This window comes from Pectobacterium parvum, assembly GCF_020971565.1.
Classification (GTDB): domain Bacteria; phylum Pseudomonadota; class Gammaproteobacteria; order Enterobacterales; family Enterobacteriaceae; genus Pectobacterium; species Pectobacterium polare.
In genome coordinates this window covers 1,719,803-1,737,649 of sequence record NZ_CP087392.1, presented here as the reverse complement: position 1 = coordinate 1,737,649, position 17,847 = coordinate 1,719,803, and the positions used below count along the sequence as shown (strand labels likewise).

At 50.5% G+C, this 17,847-nt stretch carries 16 protein-coding genes and 3 pseudogenes; 2 read left to right on the top strand and 17 right to left on the bottom strand.

Going from position 1 to position 17,847, the window contains the following annotated elements; translation table 11 throughout:
- Positions 1 to 74: 74 nt before the first annotated feature.
- Genes LOZ86_RS07795 through LOZ86_RS07775 form a run of 5 tightly spaced genes read right to left on the bottom strand, consistent with a single transcriptional unit; the run spans position 75 to position 3,835 of the window.
- Complete coding sequence (locus LOZ86_RS07795) at positions 75 to 854, bottom strand: metallophosphoesterase family protein (RefSeq protein ID WP_039484066.1); 780 nt, start codon at positions 852 to 854, stop codon at positions 75 to 77.
- Position 855: 1 nt separating this feature from the next.
- Positions 856 to 1,935, bottom strand: a complete 1,080-nt coding sequence (locus LOZ86_RS07790; protein WP_072012376.1) for a hypothetical protein — start codon at positions 1,933 to 1,935, stop codon at positions 856 to 858.
- Entirely contained in the window at positions 1,928 to 2,449 is a 522-nt protein-coding gene (locus tag LOZ86_RS07785; RefSeq protein WP_207783099.1) for a dCTP deaminase, read from the bottom strand. The genes LOZ86_RS07790 and LOZ86_RS07785 overlap by 8 nt, the downstream gene beginning before the upstream one ends.
- Positions 2,450 to 2,476: 27 nt before the next feature.
- The gene (dcd, locus tag LOZ86_RS07780) at positions 2,477 to 2,992 is read right to left on the bottom strand and encodes a dCTP deaminase (RefSeq protein WP_039484061.1); all 516 of its coding nucleotides are present in this window, start codon (positions 2,990 to 2,992) and stop codon (positions 2,477 to 2,479) included.
- Positions 2,993 to 3,046: 54 nt separating this feature from the next.
- Entirely contained in the window at positions 3,047 to 3,835 is a 789-nt protein-coding gene (locus LOZ86_RS07775; protein WP_159105489.1) for a class I SAM-dependent methyltransferase, read from the bottom strand.
- Between the two features lie 439 nt (positions 3,836 to 4,274).
- Between LOZ86_RS07775 and LOZ86_RS21520 the strand changes: the two are divergent.
- Both LOZ86_RS21520 and LOZ86_RS21515 read left to right on the top strand, forming a co-directional pair.
- Positions 4,275 to 4,496, top strand: a pseudogene (locus LOZ86_RS21520) (IS630 family transposase); the annotation flags it as partial.
- A gap of 46 nt (positions 4,497 to 4,542) precedes the next feature.
- Positions 4,543 to 4,748 (top strand): annotated as a pseudogene (locus tag LOZ86_RS21515) (IS630 family transposase); the annotation flags it as partial.
- 376 nt (positions 4,749 to 5,124) lie between these two features.
- On the opposite strand, the gene elaB reads toward LOZ86_RS21515, so the two are convergent.
- The 12 genes and pseudogenes from elaB to nuoE form a co-directional block, all read right to left on the bottom strand.
- Positions 5,125 to 5,436, bottom strand: coding sequence for a stress response protein ElaB (elaB, locus tag LOZ86_RS07765; RefSeq protein ID WP_039484060.1), 312 nt, complete (start codon positions 5,434 to 5,436; stop codon positions 5,125 to 5,127).
- A gap of 55 nt (positions 5,437 to 5,491) precedes the next feature.
- A complete protein-coding gene (locus LOZ86_RS07760) occupies positions 5,492 to 5,635 on the bottom strand; it encodes a hypothetical protein (RefSeq protein ID WP_156890180.1) in 144 nt (47 codons plus the stop codon).
- Positions 5,636 to 5,696: 61 nt separating this feature from the next.
- Positions 5,697 to 7,154, bottom strand: a complete 1,458-nt coding sequence (nuoN, locus tag LOZ86_RS07755; RefSeq protein ID WP_039484059.1) for an NADH-quinone oxidoreductase subunit NuoN — start codon at positions 7,152 to 7,154, stop codon at positions 5,697 to 5,699.
- A 6-nt stretch (positions 7,155 to 7,160) separates the two neighbouring features.
- Complete coding sequence (gene nuoM, locus LOZ86_RS07750) at positions 7,161 to 8,696, bottom strand: NADH-quinone oxidoreductase subunit M (protein ID WP_039484058.1); 1,536 nt, start codon at positions 8,694 to 8,696, stop codon at positions 7,161 to 7,163.
- A 100-nt stretch (positions 8,697 to 8,796) separates the two neighbouring features.
- Entirely contained in the window at positions 8,797 to 10,644 is a 1,848-nt protein-coding gene (nuoL, locus tag LOZ86_RS07745) for an NADH-quinone oxidoreductase subunit L (RefSeq protein ID WP_039484057.1), read from the bottom strand.
- On the bottom strand, positions 10,641 to 10,943 hold the full coding sequence (nuoK, locus tag LOZ86_RS07740) for an NADH-quinone oxidoreductase subunit NuoK (protein ID WP_005969835.1): 303 nt from the start codon (positions 10,941 to 10,943) through the stop codon (positions 10,641 to 10,643). The genes nuoL and nuoK overlap by 4 nt, the downstream gene beginning before the upstream one ends.
- Entirely contained in the window at positions 10,940 to 11,500 is a 561-nt protein-coding gene (gene nuoJ / locus LOZ86_RS07735; RefSeq protein ID WP_005969837.1) for an NADH-quinone oxidoreductase subunit J, read from the bottom strand. Before nuoJ ends, nuoK begins: the two co-directional genes overlap by 4 nt.
- A gap of 9 nt (positions 11,501 to 11,509) precedes the next feature.
- Entirely contained in the window at positions 11,510 to 12,052 is a 543-nt protein-coding gene (nuoI, locus tag LOZ86_RS07730; protein WP_039484056.1) for an NADH-quinone oxidoreductase subunit NuoI, read from the bottom strand.
- A 17-nt stretch (positions 12,053 to 12,069) separates the two neighbouring features.
- A pseudogene (gene nuoH / locus LOZ86_RS07725) lies at positions 12,070 to 13,044 on the bottom strand (NADH-quinone oxidoreductase subunit NuoH).
- Complete coding sequence (gene nuoG / locus LOZ86_RS07720) at positions 13,041 to 15,767, bottom strand: NADH-quinone oxidoreductase subunit NuoG (RefSeq protein ID WP_039484055.1); 2,727 nt, start codon at positions 15,765 to 15,767, stop codon at positions 13,041 to 13,043. The pseudogene nuoH and the gene nuoG overlap by 4 nt, the downstream one beginning before the upstream one ends.
- Before the next feature lie 187 nt (positions 15,768 to 15,954).
- Positions 15,955 to 17,304, bottom strand: coding sequence for an NADH-quinone oxidoreductase subunit NuoF (gene nuoF, locus LOZ86_RS07715; RefSeq protein WP_039484053.1), 1,350 nt, complete (start codon positions 17,302 to 17,304; stop codon positions 15,955 to 15,957).
- Positions 17,301 to 17,846, bottom strand: coding sequence for an NADH-quinone oxidoreductase subunit NuoE (nuoE, locus tag LOZ86_RS07710; protein ID WP_010295381.1), 546 nt, complete (start codon positions 17,844 to 17,846; stop codon positions 17,301 to 17,303). The genes nuoF and nuoE overlap by 4 nt, the downstream gene beginning before the upstream one ends.
- Position 17,847 lies beyond the last annotated feature (1 nt).

Here is a 17,847-nt window from a genome sequence, read left to right as displayed (position 1 = left end):
GTGAGGATTCTGCCGTCCATTAATATACAGGATCGTTTTTCTCGACATATCGCGCCTCATAGAAAGACTGTGAATTAAATTGACAAAGGGAGAGTATGTAAACGCCCCTCAAGAGGGAGCACTGAGATCGTTCGTTCATCACTATCATACAGCATGACACCGTTCGGAACCGTTCCTAACGAAATGGTCGGCCCGGTAATCCACGCGGCTTTCTCTGTTAGTGCTATTTTTTCAAAACCGTATTGCCTTACCTGCGCAGTATCAAAAATTTTCATGCCGGGAATATGATCGTTGCCTGAAAATCCATAGATACAGTGATTCATTTCAAGTACGTCGAAATGCGCCGAGAGATCGATGCTGGTGCTAACCTCAGCGGTGCAGCATCCCGTCAAATCGGGACTGGCATAATGAGAAATAAACACATTATGGGTTCCATAATGTTTTATCACCATCTCCGGCAACGCCCCCAGCCACGCTTTATTCTCCTCAGTAAGCAGAGAGGGAAGCTCATGGTCTTCATAAAGGAATACATCACCTTTCGCCCGTTTCTGACGTTCAGCAAAAGACAAGCTGTACCATTCATCAGGAAAAACGAAAGACCCTGACTTCACGGGCAATCGCTGTACCGCAAAGAGATCGTGGTTTCCAATTACCGTCGCAGAGCATGTGGCTCTGACAAGATCTACGCACCGATTCGCATCTCTGGTTTTGAGATAACCGTAAAAAGGGACGGAATAGCCAACAATGTCGCCAAGGCAGATGACATCATCGACACCTGCGGCATCCAGTAGCCGAAGTGACGCCTCAAGTCTGATAACATCTTCATGAATGTCCGAAATAATTCCAGTCTTCATTTTATATCCTTTCACTTGCGGTATCGGCAAAGCGACGGCTGAGTGAAGCATTGACCGCATCAGGTGCTCTTCCCTGCTCCAGCAGGTCTTCATAGGCCGACAAATAGCGCTGAATAAAAGTATGAATATGGTTACTGTGATTAAAGTTCGCTTCGAAGCGACCAGCAATGGCAACCACATCCTCAATAGACATAGCTAGCTCTTTACGCAATGGACTTATCCCTTGCAAATAACGTCGCAATACGCGACCACGATTATCAGCGATGGGACGGATACCGACAGAGATAATGGCGACAGATGCCACGAGGGCATCAACAAGAAGGAGCGATTCAGAGCAGAGATCCTCAATATCGCGGGCGGCCTGGAGGGCATACACGGAACTATCCAGGCCGTACATCCGCGAGGCGATGGTTTCAAGACCAAACGCGGACTCCACGGCCAAGGGGCCGCTGAGATCTTCAATCACGATCAGATTGCCAATATCGCTGTAGTGTTGACCATCCAAGCTAACCGCAAAGTTGCAATTACGTCCGCCAACCCCTTCGATGCCAAACTTGTGTCGATAATAGGGAAGTGGTTTGCTGTCAAAGATCAGAGGGATACGAGAAGCATACCCGTGAAGAAGCGTAGCCAAATCGACATCTGTACTCGATATATGGATACGAACATCAATATTCCCGATGCAGGCTAACGCTTCGGCGAAATCCATTGTCGCCCTGATGATTGTCTCACGATCCTCCCACCCACTTAGCGCCCCCACGCTACTGAACAAAGAAGACCAACAGGGATGATATTTCGTACCAAACCGCCTGTTATTCTGTGTTCTGAGACACGTTTGGCGTGTGTAATAACGCAAAGGTTTCCGTGTCTTGTGTCGATCAGACAGTAGATATTTAAACGTGCTGATGGTTGACCCGATAAAGAGCGTGGAATGATCCCGGGTGGGCAACAGACTATCAGGCTCATGAAAAGCAAACGATTGCTTTTCAAAGCATTGAACAAATGCATCTGCACTATTTTCTTTCGCCTTAATAAGCCGATCGGACAGCGCCGGCCATGAATCAACCATTTTATTACCCACGGCAAACCTCCCACTCGGGGCGTAATCGGGACGTCTTCGGGTCATTAAATGATGCATATCCTCCCTTATAAAGCCCAACGTCTCCCTCATTGGCCCAAAAAGATATCTGACCAATGCGCATGCCGGGGTACAACCTGAACGGTTTCGCTGCCACAAGCTCCAGAGTCCATTGATGGCACGATCCCGTATGTCCAAGATTTGCAGACACTTGAAGCCATAAACCGAGGCGCCCCAGTGAACTCCGCCCAATCAATGACATAGCAAAAAAGTCGCTCCCTAACGTTTCAAGCGTATGGCCCAGATAGGTTGTATTTGCTTCAATGACATAGCCTTCGGGAGGAAGCGTGATGAAATCAAACTGCACGTTCTCCCCCCTAACATCGGGGACACCCAGTCGAGAGCCGAGTCGATAATTATAACTATTCGGATTTAATTGGGATTCAATAAAAGGAGAAATGGTAATTTCTCCATATTTGACACGCCGATGAATCTCATTACCCGTGAGTATCATCATTCCCTCCTGATTCTCATGATGCTGGATTCAAAAATCTTGATAAACCTTTGATGGGATTGGCCCTACTGACCCCTGATATTTACCATGATAAAGATTCACTTCGCCCATCGGCTTCCAAAAAGAAACTTGTCCTATTCTCATTCCAGGATACAAGCGAATAGGTAACGTACTATATAGCTGGAAAGTGACACAGCCGTACGATCCTATATCAATCAGATCTGCTGTAACATGAACGAATAACCCTAGCCGGGCAATGCCCGATTTAGCATGAATAATAGGAACAAATTTAGAGCTACCTATTTTCTCTTGGCTATGGGCCAACAAGAAATCTCCCTTATTCATGATTATGCCATTTTCATCAGCATTAATTGTATCGTATTCGTTCTCAATTTTTGGATCGATCACATCACCTTTATATCGAATAAAAGTTTTCCCTAACGTCAGATCGTAGGAATTTGTTGTAATATTCTCTTTTACAAATGGCTCGACAAGAATGTCACCATCACCGATCAGCTCTTCAATCGACAACCCTGTTAATATCATATTAAATATCCCTCTATCATACTCGCCAGAATGTATGTTCTGGCGGAGGATAAATTAACGGCGCACGCAAATAGCTACATATTCAGAACCAAAATATTCGTTCGGATCCGATGCTCCTGGCGCATTCGTTACCCATGAAGGATGCTCATAAAGATATATTTCTTCAATACGGAAAAATGGTTCAAGTAACGCGGCGGTATTAGCGGCATTCAAGAAAGTGTGTACGAGTCCTTTTTCAGGGCCACTTTCTGGAATGTAAGAAACGTCAGGTTCAACTTCACATCCTTTTTTCCAGTCAGAGGCACGTTCTGATGAAAAGGTCACAAAGAATAAGCCACCGGGCTTAGTGGTACGGGCCACTTCAAATATGGTTTTTTTGACATCCTGAAGCGTCGCATGGTTGATGACGGCACGTGATAGCGTAATATCGAAACTGTTATTTTCAAAAGGTAATGCAGTCATTGGGCACAAAACAAGCTCAGCATCTTTCTCCCTTCTTCTTAATTCCTCACGTGTATAATTAATCGCATTTTCTGACAGATCACTACCCGTTACGTCAAATCCTCTCTCCGCGAAATAATATAAATGACGGCCACCACCACAACCTAAATCGTGGAGTTTATTACCGGTTAGCGAAAAGCGATTTCGTAATGCACTAGAGGGGTTAACAATATATTTGTGGTAAAAATCTATTACTTCATCGGCAGGATTCATCAGAATCCATTTATGAGACGAGAATAACCCGTGCCACGCATTTTTCTCAATAATACTTTGAAAGTCTTGATTGTAATCGATATGACCAGTGAGTTCTTTCTCCGTCCAAATTGGGTTGGTAATAGGCATTATCTTTTCCTTGTTGATAATCATCCGTACTGACTTCATGAAAAATAAATATCAGCCATCACTTATTAAGTGTGCCACAAGAATGGAACCATTTTCTGTTTAGAAATGTCAAGGGTTTTATTTAAATGGTATCTTTTAAAAACGCCACACGCATTCATTACAAATTAATGATGCAAAAAAACACAATGAAATAACATTTAAATTTGACGAATGATTACTTTACGAGATATTTGACTCATTAAGATAAGTCTTAATAATAGAATAAATTAAAAAAACAAAATACACTAATAATATACATTATTAATTATTAGAGATTAAAGTTAGACTCTATTCCATAAACTGAAATAACCAGAAACAATATCAATTAATAATTAACAAGATACTCGTACTTATTGAAGATACTTGGTTTTAAGCGGTAAGAAGATCATGCTCACCCACTATGAAGATATTCATTATCGACGAACAAAAAACCGAGTTCGAATACCTTCATGATACCCGTCGTGATAAGCCTGTTTGTGATCGCATCAAAGCTGTCCTTCTTGCCTCCGAAGACTGGAGTTCAATTGCGCAAGCCTTTTGCCTTCATGAAACCACGGTAAATCATCACATCAATGGCTTCGTCAACCAGCGCAAACTCAACCTGAAAGCGGCAGGTGATGAACCGCTTCGGTTTATCGATGTCGTCCATCCGAGCCTTTGTCGTGAATTTACCGCCTTACAGTCCGAATCTGAACGCAATAGCGTGTTTATGGAAAGTGATGAACGAACATGCGCGGAATAGTTGCTATTTTGAAAATACCCGCGACTTTCGGGATGCGATATTCAATTTTTTGCGAGCACGTTGCCAGAAATAGCGGACTCGCTGACGCCCAGAATTCATGATCGTTTTCAGGTGCTCAAACCTGCATCTTGAGGTTTATTGGGTATATATTCCCATTCTCACCGAGGGTACGTGACCGGTACAACAACGAGAGCATGCTCGCAACATGAAGGCCCCTTCTGCACAAAAATTGAGTATCGGCATAACTCGTGACGGCTATCCCCATCAACCATTTCTCTCTCTTCAGAAAACCAGCAGAGGGGATAATTCAGCTAAATAGATAGCAGGAGGTAAGTAAAGGCAGGTAGCGACCATCGTGGCAAATAAAAACAAACGTTTTGTAGACAAAAATCATTCACAAAACGTTTGTCAGAGGTATTCATGATGAGAGTAAACACAGCTATCCTATACAGGTACAGGTACAGGTACAGGTTGTATCGTCATAACAGTACAGATAGCCGATATAATATTAACGCTTAGCCAGCAGTAATCCCAACACCAGACCGACGGTGGCACCGATACCGATACCGTGCCAGGGTTTGTCATGCACATAGACGTCGGCTTTGTCAGCTACCTGCTTGGCACGCGCATAATAGCTGTCAGTGACGCCAATGCGGGCTTTAACTTCCAGCAGCGCTTTTTCCGCGCCCTTCTTCAAATCAAGGTAGGCTTGGTCTGCCTGATCGCCCGTATAGCGCAATACCTCATCCAGCGTTTCAGACAGAAGTTTTAAATCATCATCAACACGAATATCTTCAGGCTGTTTTTTTGTCGCTGCCATAAAGTGCTTCCTTCTGTTATGAAAAGTCATGAGTTATAAGTCGTTGCCTTCTTAACTATAGACAATTTTGCGCCGTTCCTACGGCTTCAACAGACCAGATCATTCCTAAAACGTATTTTGCTTCCATAAAAAAACGCAGGGAGCGTTTTTCAACGTCGCTTGCGACGACCCGAAGGGTGGCGAGCAGGAAGCTCGCCATAAAAAACGCCGTTGATTCTCATCAACGGCGTTTCATTACTCAAGCAGACTCTCGTCAGCAGTTACATCATTGGCTGCGCCAATTGCACCAGAGAGATAAGCGGCTGCGGATACAAACCAAAGAACAGTACGGCGATGGAAGAGATCAGTACGACCACACCACCAGCGGTTAAAGCCCAGTTGTTTGGCGTATCACGCTGCAACACCTGCGGCGCATTCAGGAACAAACTGACCATCACGCGCAGATAGTAGTACAGCCCAATGGCGCTACCCAGCACGACTGCACCGGTCAACCACCACAGCTCAGCATTAACACCGACAGCCAGCACGTAGAATTTACCGAAGAAGCCCAGCGTCATCGGGATACCCGCCAGCGACAACATCATCACTGTCATCACCGCAGACAGGATCGGTTTATGCCAGAACAAACCACGGTAAGAGAACAGTGAATCAGCATCCGGGCCACGGTACGGGCTGGACATTAGGCTAACCACACCGAACGCCCCCAGGCTGCTGAACAGGTAACCCACCAGATACACGCCAACGGTTTCCAGCGCCAGTTGATGGCTCTGAACCGCGATCAAGGCAACCAGCAAATAGCCTAAATGCGCGATGGAAGAGTAGCCGAGCAGACGCTTGATGTTGGTTTGCGATACCGCCATCACGTTACCGAACAGGATCGACGCGAACGCGATAATACCCAGCACGATTCTGACAGATTCGCTGTCAGCCACCGGCGCGTACAGGAACAAACGCATGACGGCACCGAAAACGGCAATTTTACCGGCCGTCGCCAGAAACGTAGACACTGGTGCAGGCGCGCCCTGATACACATCAGGCGTCCACAGCTGGAACGGAACCAGAGACAGTTTGAAGCCCAGACCGACAATCATCATCCCCAAGCCTGCCAGCAACAGCGGCTCATGGATTTGGTGATCGCTCAGGTTCTTACCGAGGCTGGCAAAGCTCATATCGCCTGATTCAGCATAAATCAGCGCCATACCAAACAGCAGGAAGGAAGACGCGGCTGCCGATAGCAACATGTATTTAATACTGGCTTCCAGCGAACGTTTCAGACGGAAGGCATAGCCAACCAGACCAAACAGCGGGAGAGAAAGCAGTTCAATCCCGATGAACAGCGAGGCCAGGTGGTTAGCACTCGCCAGCAGAATTCCACCTAACGCCGCGATGAGAACCAGCAGGTAGAACTCATCGCGGTTGTCTGGATAGCCTTGCAGCCACGGATAGGCAAACGTGCTGGTTGCCAGACTGGCAAGCAGAACCAGTCCGGTATAGAACATCGAGAAGCCATCAACACGCAGCAGCGGCGTCACGTCCGTTGGGCCAACCTGACCAACAAAGTACAGTGACAGCAACGCAATATTCAGGCCGATAACCGTCATGGTTGCGTTGACAAAATGGTTGCGTCGCCACGCAATGCACAGCATCACAACCACTACCGTCAATCCGACGATCAACAGCGGCGATAGCGCAATTAGTTGTTGAAGAGTTATTGTCATGGCGAATTACGGCCTTGTTGTTGAAATAATTGAATCTGGAGCAGACGACATAAACCACTGCTGGATATTTGACATCGCGGCACTGGAGGTATCCAGAATCGGTTGCGGGTAAACCCCTAACAACACCAGTAATACCACCAACAGCATCACGATAGACAATTCGCGGAGCGACATACTCTTCAATGGCTCATCAGATTTAGGCGTACCGTAATAAGCACGCTGAATCATGATCAGTGAGTAGACCGACGCAAAGACCAGACCGAAGGTTGAGATCACCGTAATCACTGGCACAACCTGATAGCTGCCGAACAGAATCATGAATTCGCCGACAAAGTTACCTGTGCCCGGCATACCCAAAGTTGCCACAGCAAAGAACAGAGACAGCGCAGGCAGGAACTTCAGACGCGACCACAGGCCACCCATTTCACGCATGTCACGGGTATGCAGACGTTCGTACAGTTGACCACACAGAATGAACAGACCAGCAGCGGACAAGCCGTGCGCAATCATCTGAATCACCGCGCCCTGATAAGCCAGTTGATTACCAGAATAGATGGCAATCATCACGAAGCCCATGTGGGACACAGAGGTATAAGCAATCAGACGTTTGATATCCGTCTGTTTAAACGCCAGCCAGGCACCGTAGAAGATACCAATCACACCCAACCACATAGCAATCGGTGCAAAGGCATGGGACGCGTTCGGGAACAGCGGCAGGCTGAAACGCAGCAGACCATAGGCCGCCGTTTTCAACAGGATCCCTGCAAGGTCAACAGAACCCGCAGTTGGCGCCTGACTGTGTGCATCCGGCAGCCAACCGTGCAACGGCACGACAGGCATTTTTACAGCAAACGCGATGAAGAAGCCCAGCATCAGCAGATATTCAACACCGTATGACATTGGCGTCTTCAGCAGGTCTTCATAGTTGAACGTCCAAACGCCGGTAGCATTGTGATGCACAAAGACCAGCGCCAGAATCGCGATCAACATGATCAGGCCGCTTGACTGGGTATAAATGAAGAACTTGGTTGCCGCCGTAATTCTGGTTTTACCGTCAGAGCCTTTATGGCCCCACAGTGCAATCAGGAAGTACATCGGTACCAGCATCATTTCCCAGAAGAAGAAGAACAGGAACATGTCGATGGCAAGGAACACGCCAATAACGCCGCCCAGAATCCACAGCAGGTTCAGGTGGAAGAAACCCTGGTAGCGCTGAATTTCATTCCAAGAACAGAGGATTGCCAACACGCCCAGCAAACCAGTCAGCACCACCATCAGCAGCGACAGGCCGTCCAGCGCAAGATGGATGCCGATGCCGAAGCGTGGGATCCATGGCACATAAAACTCGGATTGCCATTGTGGTACGCCTGTCGGCGCCGTCAGTGAGTAACCGCCTTGCAACCACAGTTGCAGAGACAGTGCGAGTGTCAGCCCCATTGCAATCAACGCTATCCAGCGCGGTACTTTCGTACCAAAACGCTCTAACTGCCAGCACAGTAGACCGCCGATAAAGGGGAGAAGAATTAGCCAAGGTAGTAGCATGGCGTTTTGTGTCCCTAAATTAAAGAAATCTGAAAACTTGCCGTGGCGGGCATCCCTATCTGCGGAATGCCCTACCTTTTATACGTTACCGGATACTGCCTTAGACCAGTAGTAACAAGGCCAGCACCAGTACGGCACCAAAGCCCATAGAAGCAACGTACCAGCGCAACTGACCATTCGCACTGAGAGCCAGCCCACGGTTACCCCAACGGGTAACTGTAGCCGGAAGCGTCATCAAGGCATTTAACGGATCACGCTGCAACAGCTTCGCGATAGCCAGATACGGTTTAACAAAGACATGGTCGTACAACCAGTCGAAGCCCCACGCGTGGAACCACCAGGTCGAGAAGAAACGACCCGGAGCACTCTTCGCGATGCTATTCACCGCCTGACGTTTACCCAGCCACAGCACAGCGGCAAGCAGAATACCGGCAATCGCCACCACGCCAGAGGTAATTTCCAGCGTCATCAACTGGCCGTGTTCAAGCTCTGTCGTCGCCGGCAATACACCGTGCAACGGCGGAACAATCATCGCACCAATAAAGGTGGACAGAATCATCAGCACAACCAGCGGTAAGTGGTGAGAAATGCCTTTTCCTGCATGCGCTTTGGTTTTCTCTTCACCGTGGAACACGATGAAAATCATACGGAACGTATACAGCGAGGTCATGAAAGCACCGGCCAAGCCAGCCACCATCAGATTGACGTGACCATTTGCCCATGCGCCAGCCAGAATCTCGTCTTTACTGAAGAAGCCTGCGGTAACCAGCGGCAGTGCAGCCAGCGCCGCGCCCCCGACCAGGAAGCAAACATAAACCAGTGGAATCGTTTTACGCAGGCCGCCCATCTTGAAGATGTTCTGCTCGTGGTGGCAGGCCAGAATCACCGAACCAGAAGAGAGGAACAGCAGCGCTTTAAAGAACGCGTGCGTCATCAGGTGGAAAATCGCGGCATCCCATGCCTGAACGCCCAGCGCCAGGAACATGTAACCAATCTGGCTCATGGTAGAGTAAGCCAAGACGCGCTTGATGTCGGTTTGAACCAGAGCGGCAAAACCCGCCAGCACCAGCGTTACTGCACCCACAATACCTACCAGATGCAGAACATCCGGCGCCATCAGGAACAGGCCATTGGTACGCGCAATCAGGTAAACGCCCGCGGTAACCATCGTCGCGGCGTGGATCAGAGCAGATACAGGTGTTGGACCAGCCATCGCATCCGCCAGCCAGGTTTGCAGCGGCAGCTGTGCCGATTTACCGACCGCACCACCCAGCAACATCAGCGTAGCCCAGGTGATTTCCGGTGAACCTTCAGCCAGTTTCTGCGGTGCCAATACCATCAGCTCGCGGAAGTTAAGCGTACCCAGTTCTTTGTAAAGGATGAACAGGGCAAAGGCGAGGAAGACGTCACCCACACGCGTAACGATGAAGGCTTTCATCGCCGCCGCACCGTTCTTCGGATTGGTGTAGTAGAAACCGATCAGCAGGTAACTGCACAGCCCCACCCCTTCCCAACCGAGGTACATCAACAACAGGTTATCTGCCAGTACCAAAACGACCATACTCGCGATGAACAGGTTGGTGTAGGCGAAGAAGCGGGAATATCCCTCTTCCCCACGCATATACCAGGAAGCAAACAGGTGAATAAAGAACCCAACACCGATAACAACGGACAGCATCGTCACCGAAAGGCCATCAAGCGTCAGCGTGACGCTGATGTCGAAGTTGCCAACGGTCATCCATGTCCACAGATGCTGATTAAAGAAGGTCACGCCGCCGTGCTGTTGCCCCATGAAATCAGCCACAACCCAAGCGGTAACCAACGCTGCCAGACCAATCGAGCCAACACCGACGGTCGCGGATGTATTTTCCGACCAGCGACCGCGGGAAAATGCCAGCAACAGAAAGCCGAGCAGCGGGAAGAGTATTGTTAAATAGAGTAAGTTCATCCGCGCATCTCACTGACTGTATCAATATTCAGGGTCTGACGACGACGATACATTTGTAGCAACAGAGCCAGACCAATACTGGCCTCGGCCGCTGCCAGCGTAATCGCCAGAATGTACATCACCTGACCATCAGGCTGCTGCCAATAGCTGCCTGCGACAACAAAGGCCAGCGCGGCAGCGTTGATCATAATTTCGAGACTGATCAACATAAACAGCAGGTTACGACGAATCAACAGACCAGTCAGCCCGAGAACAAACAGAATAGCGGCTAAAATTAACCCATGTTGTAACGGAATCATGCGCGTTCCCCCGTTATTTTCTTCTCAACGTCCTGGTTCGCGCCTTCTTTATTGACAACGTCACCACGTTTATCTTCACGACCAATGTGGAAAGCGACAACCAATCCCGCCAGCAGCAGCATTGATGCCAATTCAACGGCCAGAACATAAGGCCCAAACAGGCTGATACCCACGGCTTTCGCCTCAACAGGCGTACCCGTGATGCCCTGCTCTTTCAGGCTAAGGATGGCATTGACGACAATCACCAGTAACGCCAGTGAAAGAATGCTCGGACCGATCCAGACGCTGGGTTTCAGCCAATTCCGCTCTTGTTCTTCTACGGAATTACCAAGGTTGAGCATCATGACCACGAACACAAACAGCACCATGATGGCACCCGCATACACGATGATGCTCAGCGCGCCGGCAAAATTAGCCCCCAGCGAGAAAAATACGCCCGCAATCGCCATGAGCGAGGTGACCATATACAACAATGCATGCACAGGATTGGTATGCGTAATGACGCGCAACGTCGCCAGTATCGCAATCAAGCCTGTGGTATAAAAAGCGAATTCCATGCTAGCTCCTTAGGGCAACAGGCCTTTGACATCAATGGGTTTGGCTTCGTTTTCAGCTTCGCCTTTGTCTTTACCATCGATTGCCATACCAGCCATCCGGTAGAAATTGTATTCCGGATATTTACCCGGCCCCGATATCAGCAAATCTTCTTTCTCGTACACCAGATCCTGACGTTTGTAGTCGCCCATTTCGAAATCCGGCGTCAGCTGGATAGCGGTTGTCGGGCATGCTTCTTCACAGAAGCCACAGAAAATGCAGCGCGAGAAGTTGACGCGGAAGAACTCCGGATACCAGCGACCATCTTTGGTTTCCGCTTTCTGCAATGAGATACAGCCGACCGGACAGGCCACCGCACACAGGTTGCAGGCAACGCAACGCTCTTCACCATCAGGATCGCGCGTCAGCACGATACGACCACGGTAGCGCGGCGGTGGATTCACAGGCTCTTCTGGATACATTCTGGTTTCGCGCTTCTTAAAAGCGTTCGATCCCACCATACAGATACTGCGTATCTGGGTGCCGAAACCAACCACTATGTCTTTCAATGTCATGGTTTATTCACCCCTTCTTAAGCGTTGTACAAAATAACGGCCGCTGTCGCCAGCAGATTCAAAAGCGTTATCGGCAGACAGACTTTCCAACCGAAAGACATCACCTGGTCATAACGCGGACGGGGTAACGAAGCACGAATCAGGATGAACATCATCATGAAAAAGCCTGTTTTCAGCGCAAACCAGACAAACGGAGGCAGAATTGGACCATGCCAGCCACCGAAGAATAAGGTCACCATCAGCGCGGAAACTGTCACGATCCCGATATATTCCCCGACAAAGAACAGACCGAATTTCATACCGGAGTATTCAATGTGGTAACCATCTGCCAGTTCCTGTTCAGCTTCAGGCTGGTCAAACGGGTGACGGTGACACACCGCCACGCCTGCGATGGCAAACGTAATAAAGCCGAAGAACTGCGGGATCACATTCCACAGGTGTTCCTGAGAATCGACGATGTCACGCATGTTGAACGAGCCCGCTTGCGCGACAACGCCCATCAACGACAGGCCGATGAACACTTCGTAGCTTACGGTCTGAGCAGAAGCACGTACCGCACCGAGCAGCGAGTATTTGTTGTTACTCGCCCAGCCAGCAAACAGCACCGCGTAAACGGCCAAACCCGCCATCATCAGGAAGAACAGGATCCCGATGTTCAGATCGGCGACACCCCAAGTTGGCGTGATCGGCACAATCGCAAAGGCAATCAGCATTGAGGTAAACGCGATCATCGGCGCCAGTGTGAAGATCACCTTATCGGTGAAATTCGGCACCCAGTCTTCTTTGAAGAACATTTTGATCATGTCAGCGACAAGCTGCAATGAACCGCCCCAACCTACCCGGTTCTACCCATAACGTCCCTGGAAGAGGCCGAGCAGTCGACGTTCACCCATACTCATGAATGCGCCACAGGTCACCACAACCAGCAGAATCACGATCGCTTTTCCGACAGAGATCAGAATCTCGATTAATTCCGGTGTTAACCAACTCATTGTGCGGCCTCCCGCAGATTTTCAACGGTTGCACCCGCCAGCATCGGTGCAATACCCGGTAAGCCCAGCGGTAAACCAACTTGTCCCTGACTCAATGCCGCACTTAAGCGCAGTGGTAGACGTAGCGTTTGTCCTGCACAGGTCAATTCCAGCAACGTCCCGGCGTTCACGCCCAGCGTTGCCGCATCAGCCGGGTTCACCATCACGTAAGGCTCTGGCATACGCTGCTGAATCACGTCAGAACGCTGTGACATTTCATCACTACCAAACAGGTGATAGTACGGCGCAACGCGCCATTGACCCGCTTGTGGGACGAAAGCCGCAGGAATGTTGTCGAAATACGCCAGCGAACCTTCTCCGGCTTCGATCATACGCACACCCGGATCGCCATGACGCAGATGTCCACCCACTTCGTCCTGGAATTTGTTCCAGGCTTGCGGTGAGTTCCAGCCTGGCGCCCAGGCAAACGGAATCTGCTGACGATTAGCTGTCGGGCTGTTGTTCCCTTCCATTGAGAAGGCAAACATAGTGTCTTTATCGACGGGCTGACGCGGTTCATGCACGCTGATATTGGCACGCATCGCAGTACGGCCGCTGGAGCGAATCGGTGAACGCGACAGTTTCTGACCACGAATACGGAACGAGGCATCAGGCGCGGCATCTTTAATCGCAGCCAGCTGTGGCAATTCAGCAACACACGCATCAATCACGTTATCCAGCTGCGTCCAGTCAACCTGACGGCTGTTATAGGTGATATACAGCGAGTGCAGCCAGCGCCAGCTTTCCAGCATCACAATCTTGTCGTTGTAGTACGTTGGGTCATAAACCTGGAAGAAACGCTGAGCGCGGCCTTCCTGATTCACCAACGTACCGTCGCTTTCAGCAAAGCTGGCGGCAGACAGAATGATGCTTGCCTTATCCATGATGCGAGTACGCTGATGGTCAACCACAATCAGGTTCTCAGCTTTTTCCAGCGCCGCGTCAACGCGAGCGATTGGGGCATGACGGTAGAGATCGTTCTCCAGAACCACCACGCTGTCAGCGTCGCCGTTTTCCAACTGCGTCAGCGCGTCATCCAGCGAACCGCCACCCATGATTGACAACCCGATGCTGTTAGCAGCAGTCGCAACAAAGGTAATGCCAACGTCAGAGCCGCGATTTTTCAGCGCCTTGGCAACGTTTGCCGCAGCAGAGATCACGTCTTCGCTGCCAGCATTGGTGCCGGAGATGATGAGTGGTTTTCTCGCACCGGCCAGTGCCTGTACGATGATATCGACTTTCTGGTCGAGACCCGCAGCCAGATCGGCAACTGCCGGAGCGCTGCTATCCAGACCGTGTGCAATGGCGAAGCCAAGACGTGCCTGATCGGCAACCGGCGCACGGTAGTTCCATGCGGCGATATCGTCCAGACGGGTGTTGTCGACGTTGGTGACAAACAGCGGGTGCTTGGCATGCTGACCGATGTTCATGATCGCCGCAATCTGCCAGTCAGCCACTTTCTGCGCGGCTGCCATTTCGCGAGCTTTACCTTTCACGGCCTGACGAACAGCTAGTGCGATACGCGCACCCGTCTGCGTCAAGTCTTCACCCAGGATCAGAACTGCATCGTAGCCTTCGATCTCACGCAGCGCTGGCGTTCTCACACCGCTTTCACGCAGCACTTTCAGGATCAGTTGCAGACGATTTTGTTCTTCCTGCGCGATGCCGGTGTAGAAGTTCTCGGCACCCACCAGTTCACGCAACGCGAAGTTGCTTTCAATGCTGGCGCGCGGTGAACCGATACCGATCGTTTTCTTCGCCTGACGCAGTACATCCGCCGCACCTTGCAATGCCTGATCGGCATTCAGCGCGATCCAGTCATTACCACGACGTTGCAGCGGCTGGTTCGGACGATCTTTCTGGTTGACATAGCCGTAACCAAAACGGCCGCGGTCACACAGGAAATAGTGGTTTACGCTACCGTTGAAACGGTTTTCGATACGACGCAGTTCGCCATAGCGTTCACCTGGGCTGGTATTACAGCCGATGCTGCACTGTTGGCAGACGCTCGGTGCAAACTGCATATCCCATTTACGGTTATAGCGCTCAGAGTGCGTTTTATCGGTGAATACACCAGTCGGACACACTTCAACCAGGTTTCCGGAGAACTCGCTTTCCAGCGTGCCATCTTCCGGACGACCGAAGTAGACATTGTCGTGTGCGCCGTAAACGCCGAGATCTTTGCCATCCGCGTAGTCTTTGTAGTAACGCACGCAGCGATAGCATGCGATACAGCGGTTCATTTCATGAGAAATGAACGGCCCGAGATCCTGATTGCGGTGGGTACGTTTGGTGAAGCGATAGCGACGGAAGTTCTGTCCCGTCATGACTGTCATATCCTGCAAATGACAGTTACCGCCTTCCTCACACACCGGACAATCGTGCGGGTGGTTGGTCATCAGAAACTCAACTATCGTCTTACGGAATAGCTTCGCTTCTTCATCTTCAATCGCGATGAACGTTCCTTCGGTTGCTGGTGTCATACAAGACATCACCAGACGACCGCGGGTGTCTTCCGCGTTTTGGTACTGTTTTACCGCACAGAGGCGGCAGGATCCGACGCTCCCGAGCGCGGGGTGCCAGCAAAAGTAAGGAATATCAAGTCCCAGAGTCAGGCAAGCTTCTAGAAGGTTGTCTGCTCCGTTTACTTCATACTCTTTGCCGTCTACATGAATAGTAGCCATAGTCAGCATGCTTCCATAATGGCCCGTGTTACCACGAGCGCTAATCAAAAATTCTGTATACCCTCATCTTTCAAATCGCAAATGCGTTGGCTACCTGCGCCTTGAAATCTATTGGGTTTATGAGGGTGGCTTATTTGCGCCACCCTGCGGATACATTCACTGCATCTCGCACGTGTTGAGCAATAGCTTACCAGCGCTCTTTCAACAGGTTAGGCTGAATACCGCCAATCGCTTTAAGATTGCCTAAATACTGTTTAGAGATACCCGCTTCGAATTCTTCCCGGAAATACTTGATGGCACTTTGCAGCGGCTCGACCGCACCCGGCGCATGCGCACAGAAGGTGTTACCCGGTCCGAGGAAACGGCAAAGTTGTTCCAGCGTTTCGATGTCACCAGGCTGGCCTTCGCCATTCTCCAGCGCACGCAGAATCTTCACGCTCCACGGCAGGCCATCACGGCACGGCGTACACCAGCCACAGGATTCACGGGAGAAGAACTCTTCGAGATTGCGTGTCAGCGAAACCATATTGATTTCGTGATCGACGGCCATTGCCAGAGCGGTACCCATACGGCTACCCGCTTTCGCAATGTGCTCAAAATCCATTGGCAGGTCGAGATGGCTTTCCGTCAGGAAATCCGTACCGGCACCACCCGGTTGCCAGGCTTTCAGCTTCAGACCATCGCGCATACCGCCCGCGTAGTCTTCCAAAATTTCACGCGCAGTCGTACCGAATGGCAATTCCCACAGGCCCGGGTTCTTGACGCGGCCGGAGAACCCCATCAGTTTCGTGCCTGCATCTTTACTTTTACCCGCAGACAGCCCCTGATACCACGCCGCACCGTGCTCGATAATCGCCGGTACGTTACACAACGTTTCCACGTTGTTAACGCAGGTCGGTTTGCCCCAAACACCCGCAGACGCCGGGAACGGCGGCTTAGAGCGAGGGTTGGCACGACGGCCTTCCAGTGAGTTAATCAGTGCGGTTTCTTCACCGCAGATATAACGCCCAGCGCCCGTATGCACGAACAGCTCGAAATCAAATCCGCTGCCCAGAATATTTTTACCCAGCAGACCCGCAGCTTTCGCTTCTTCGATTGCGCGACGCAGGTGAACGGCAGCTTCGATGTATTCACCGCGCAGGAAGATGTAGCCACGGTAGGCTTTCAGCGCAAAGGCACTGATCAGCATGCCTTCAACCAGCAGATGCGGCTCTTGCTCCATCAGCAGGCGGTCTTTATAAGTGCCCGGCTCCATCTCATCCGCGTTACATAGCAGGTAGCGGATATTCATGCTTTCGTCTTTCGGCATCAGGCTCCACTTCAAGCCTGTCGAAAAGCCCGCGCCGCCACGCCCTTTCAGGCCAGCGTCTTTAACCAGTGAGACCACTTCATCCTGCGCCATGCCGGTTAACGCTTTTTGCGCGGCGACATAGCCGTTTTTGCTGCGATATTCATCCAGCCATACTGGCTGTTTGTCTGCACGTAAACGCCAGGTCAGAGGATGCTGCTCAGCAGTCAGAACAATGTCTTTACTCATTGATACTGCTCCAATAACGATTCAATTCCTTCCGGCGTCACATGGGTATGGGTATCTTCGTCAATCATCATTGACGGCCCCTTGTCACAGTTCCCCAGGCAGCAGGTCGGCAACAGCGTGAAACGTCCATCGAACGTTGTCTGTCCCGGTTTGATGCTGAGCTTACGCTCCAGCGCAGCCTGAACGCCCTGATAGCCATTGATGTGGCACACGACGCTGTCGCAATAGCGAATAACATGACGCCCGACAGGCTGACGGAAAATCTGGCTGTAGAACGTTGCCACACCTTCCACGTCACTGGCGGGGATACCCAGCAGATCGGCAATCGCGTGGATAGCCCCATCCGGTACCCAGCCGCGTTCTTTCTGCACAATTTTCAGTGCTTCGATTGACGCGGCGCGTGCATCTTCGTAGTGATGTTTTTCGTGCTCAATAGCGTCACGTTCGGCGTCACTCAATACAAAAGCATTGTCTTTTGTCAGCGAGTCGGCAGCAGGTTGTCCCTGAGCGTCAATATGATCGTGATTGTTGTGATCATGCATA

What these genes read in the sequence shown, in the direction of transcription:
- LOZ86_RS07795 (WP_039484066.1), bottom strand. Translation starts at nt 854, where the DNA reads ATGAAGACTGGAATTATTTCGGACATTCATGAAGATGTTATCAGACTT.
- LOZ86_RS07785 (WP_207783099.1), bottom strand. Translation starts at nt 2,449, where the DNA reads ATGATGATACTCACGGGTAATGAGATTCATCGGCGTGTCAAATATGGA.
- dcd (WP_039484061.1), bottom strand. Translation starts at nt 2,992, where the DNA reads ATGATATTAACAGGGTTGTCGATTGAAGAGCTGATCGGTGATGGTGAC.
- LOZ86_RS07775 (WP_159105489.1), bottom strand. Translation starts at nt 3,835, where the DNA reads ATGCCTATTACCAACCCAATTTGGACGGAGAAAGAACTCACTGGTCAT.
- elaB (WP_039484060.1), bottom strand. Translation starts at nt 5,436, where the DNA reads ATGGCAGCGACAAAAAAACAGCCTGAAGATATTCGTGTTGATGATGAT.
- LOZ86_RS07760 (WP_156890180.1), bottom strand. Translation starts at nt 5,635, where the DNA reads ATGGCGAGCTTCCTGCTCGCCACCCTTCGGGTCGTCGCAAGCGACGTT.
- nuoN (WP_039484059.1), bottom strand. Translation starts at nt 7,154, where the DNA reads ATGACAATAACTCTTCAACAACTAATTGCGCTATCGCCGCTGTTGATC.
- nuoM (WP_039484058.1), bottom strand. Translation starts at nt 8,696, where the DNA reads ATGCTACTACCTTGGCTAATTCTTCTCCCCTTTATCGGCGGTCTACTG.
- nuoL (WP_039484057.1), bottom strand. Translation starts at nt 10,644, where the DNA reads ATGAACTTACTCTATTTAACAATACTCTTCCCGCTGCTCGGCTTTCTG.
- nuoK (WP_005969835.1), bottom strand. Translation starts at nt 10,943, where the DNA reads ATGATTCCGTTACAACATGGGTTAATTTTAGCCGCTATTCTGTTTGTT.
- nuoJ (WP_005969837.1), bottom strand. Translation starts at nt 11,500, where the DNA reads ATGGAATTCGCTTTTTATACCACAGGCTTGATTGCGATACTGGCGACG.
- nuoI (WP_039484056.1), bottom strand. Translation starts at nt 12,052, where the DNA reads ATGACATTGAAAGACATAGTGGTTGGTTTCGGCACCCAGATACGCAGT.
- nuoG (WP_039484055.1), bottom strand. Translation starts at nt 15,767, where the DNA reads ATGGCTACTATTCATGTAGACGGCAAAGAGTATGAAGTAAACGGAGCA.
- nuoF (WP_039484053.1), bottom strand. Translation starts at nt 17,304, where the DNA reads ATGAGTAAAGACATTGTTCTGACTGCTGAGCAGCATCCTCTGACCTGG.
- nuoE (WP_010295381.1), bottom strand. Translation starts at nt 17,846, where the DNA reads ATGCATGATCACAACAATCACGATCATATTGACGCTCAGGGACAACCT.